The sequence below is a fragment of the Candidatus Limnocylindria bacterium genome (assembly GCA_036523395.1).
GTDB lineage: Bacteria > Chloroflexota > Limnocylindria > P2-11E > P2-11E > CF-39.
This window is the reverse complement of the sequence record DATDEH010000030.1, coordinates 1-3,083: the sequence shown is the minus strand read 5'-3', so window position 1 is coordinate 3,083 and position 3,083 is coordinate 1. Positions and strand designations below refer to the sequence as shown.

The window sequence follows — 3,083 nt, the reverse complement described above, 5'->3', positions numbered from 1 at the left end:
GGAGCTGCGCCGCCTCGAGGTCACGACGACCGAGCCGGACTACCGCGCCGCGTTCGAGTTCCTCCGCGCCCGGACCGCGCGGCGCGCGCTGGTGGTGCTGTTCACCGATCTCGTCGATGACGAGGCCTCGCGTGCGCTGGTAGCTGCGGTCACGCGCCTCGCCGGGAACAACCTCGTGCTGTGCTGCCTCCTCGCCGATCCGCAGCTCGCGGAGGTCGCGGCGAAGGTGCCGTCATCGACGACGGAGCTCTACGAGCGGGTCGTCGCGGAGGACGTGCAGGAGGCGCGCGCTCGCGCTCTCGCGATCCTGCGTCGCCGCGGCGTGCACACCATCGACGTGCCCGCCGAGCGGCTCACGGTCGCGACGATCCAGCGCTACTTGGAGTTGAAGTCACGTTTCCTGTGAGCGTGCCTGCGGTGATTTGCGCGCGCGAGCGGCCAACGCTGCCCCCGCGAGGAGTACGAGTGTCACGACAGGTAGCACCCCTGGCAGGGCCGGCACGATGCGGGCCCCGATGATCGCAAGCCACGTCCCGACGGCCATTGTGCCGGCGGTCGTCGCGAGCATGATCGTGCGAGTCGGTTGACCGACCAGATCGTTCAGCGCCAGGGCGATCGCGAAGACCGGAAACAGGACGAGTAAATCGTACGGATGGACATATGGCGAGACGGTCAATGCGACGGCCGCGCCACCGGCGATAGCGACGTCCTGCCTGCGCTCCTCCGGCACAGACCGCACAGCCAAGGCGAACGCGGCTGCCGCGATCGCGTACACGATGATCACGCCCACGACCGCTGACGGAAGGATGCTCGATGCGAAGGCCGAGGTCGTCGCCCAGCCCAGACCCGTGACCTGACCAGCGCGTCCGAGGATCGCGCCGAGCGCCTCGGGATATCGAAGCAGGGCGAGACCACTGGCGCCCCCCACTACGCCGAGAGCCCAGCCGAGCGTCCGCCAGTCGCGTCGTGCCACGAGTAGCAGAAGCACGATTACACCCAGACCGGCGTAGAGGTGCGGCTTGAGCGAGAGGAGCAACGCGCCGCCGACCACAGCCGCAACCCGCCGTTCCGTGAGCCCCACGGCGAGCAGGACGATCCCGATGACGCCCAGTCCCTCCCAGTGCCCCGCGCTGACGTCGAACACGAACGGATGAGAAACGACACACGCGCACAGCGCCAGCATGCGAGTCGCCGGAGCACGCGCGCGCATCCACTGCCCCACGGCGATGACGCTCGCGGCCGCGGTTAAGAACGTAAACAGTGCCAACGCGTTCAGGCCGTCGCGAACGTTGAGCAGACCGAACGGCGCGAACATCAGGGCCGTGGTCGGCGGATACGCCCACAGGCATGCCGGCTCGAATGGCGATGGCGTGCACGTGGAAGACACGTTCTCAGCGAGCGAGCCGTACGTCGCACCTGCGGACGCCCAGGCGTTCTGGTCGTATGGAGATCCGCCCGTTGCGGCGATGTGGCCTGCGAACCAGAAGCGGAACGTGTCCCCGACGCCGTCCTCGGGCCAGATGACGGGAGCGACGAGTGCAAGAACGATGACGAACGGGACGTGCGCGAGCAGCCAGCTAGCCCTCACACGATTACGGGCCACTAGGTCGGGCCAGAGTCTCAAGCCCTCGTGATCTGCCGAGACATGCCTCCGTTCTGCGAGCGCTGAAAAGGGTAGCCCTGGATCGACGACACTTACGGCACCGTCGGAGAGGTTCTTAGCGCCGCTATTTCCGGCATGCTCGTGACCTGGCGCCGCTGCGGCCAGAGCGACACGGTAATGATGACGAACACACCCAGGGCGACGCCCGCGGCATAGCCGCGCACGTAGATCGTATGCAGGTACCACATCACCAGGAACATGAGCACGAAGCCAGCGAGGATCAACAGCGCCGCGCGTTTTTGTGAAGCCAGCGCTCCTGCAGCGATGACGATTGGAATGAGCAGCAGAAGCAGATCGTAGGTGTTGCTGTAGATGGCTCCCGCGCTCGAGAGCGTGAACCATACCGGCAGCCATCCGTCGCTGCGCGGGTCAAACTGCAGCGCGACGAAGACCATCGCAAGGATTACTGGAGCCGCAAACCAACCGCTATTCGGCCCGAAGAGCTGGATCGAGAGGGTCTGGATTGTGACCGGTTCGATCCCGATCTGTACCGCCACGACGTACTCGAACCACGCGGGCCACCAACTCGGAATGACGAGCCAGGAGATCGCGATTGTGGCGATCCCCGCAGTCGTCGCGACCACAACGAAGCGCCGCCCAGTCAGTGGTTCGATCGGTCGAGGCCAGAGCGCGCGCACCGCGAGGGCTGCAGCGGTGAACACGAAGAGAGGTGGCTTCACGAGCATGACTACCGCCAGAAGGCCAGCCGCGGCCGGTCGCCCAGAGCTCAGGCATAGCACCATCCCGATGAGTGCTGCTACAAACAGGAACGTCCACTGACCAATCAGGAACGTGACCGCCGCAGGAGCCGAGAACATCAACAGCAAGCCGACGACGCCGTGCGCCCAATCGATCGAAGGTAAGTACTTACGAAGGAGCGCGCGCATCGCGACCACGGCAGCCAGCATCCCGATCAATGTCCAGACAACGACCGCGACGCGTGCGGAAAGGAGCGCGAAAGGAACGAGGGCAATCGTCACCCAAGGGGGGTACAGATAGACGGCTTGGGATGGCGGTAGTCCGCGCACGATGCCCACCTGTGTGTCCCGCCACGTGGCGGGATCGTACGGGTCGTGCCCGGTCAGGAACGCGCGGGGCCCCGACCAGATCAAAGAGAAGTCGTCGAAACCCAGCACCGCGATGCGAAGGTCCAGGAAGAAAACGATGAGCCCCGCAATTCCAACGGCCAGTCCGACCAAATAGGCGATGTCGGCGCGTCGCCCGTCGTGCACTCCGGCAGAATATCCGTCGAGCGCAGCGACGCGATCGGAGGCAAGGGTGTACCGAGGACAGCGCGTCTGCGTCGTGATCCCGTGCTACAACGTCGCGCCGCATATCGCGGGCGTGCTTTCCGCGATGCCGGACTACGTCGATCAGGTGGTCGCCGTCGAGGACGGCAGCCGCGATGACACGCTGAAGT

Annotated in this window: 3 protein-coding genes; 1 reads left to right on the top strand and 2 read right to left on the bottom strand. The window is 65.6% G+C overall.

What is annotated here, in order from left to right:
• The coding region (locus VI056_03525; GenBank protein ID HEY6202092.1) for a DUF58 domain-containing protein at positions 1-406 on the top strand (406 nt) is incomplete at its 5' end.
• Here VI056_03525 and VI056_03520 read toward each other — a convergent pair.
• Together VI056_03520 and VI056_03515 are read right to left on the bottom strand one after the other, a co-directional pair.
• Complete coding sequence (locus tag VI056_03520; protein HEY6202091.1) at positions 392-1,603, bottom strand: glycosyltransferase family 87 protein; 1,212 nt, start codon at positions 1,601-1,603, stop codon at positions 392-394. The two genes, VI056_03525 and VI056_03520, sit on opposite strands and share 15 nt — an antisense overlap.
• A gap of 92 nt (positions 1,604-1,695) precedes the next feature.
• Positions 1,696-2,895: a glycosyltransferase family 87 protein gene (locus VI056_03515; protein ID HEY6202090.1), complete on the bottom strand. Its 1,200-nt coding sequence runs from the start codon at positions 2,893-2,895 to the stop codon at positions 1,696-1,698.
• Positions 2,896-3,083: the final 188 nt, after the last annotated feature.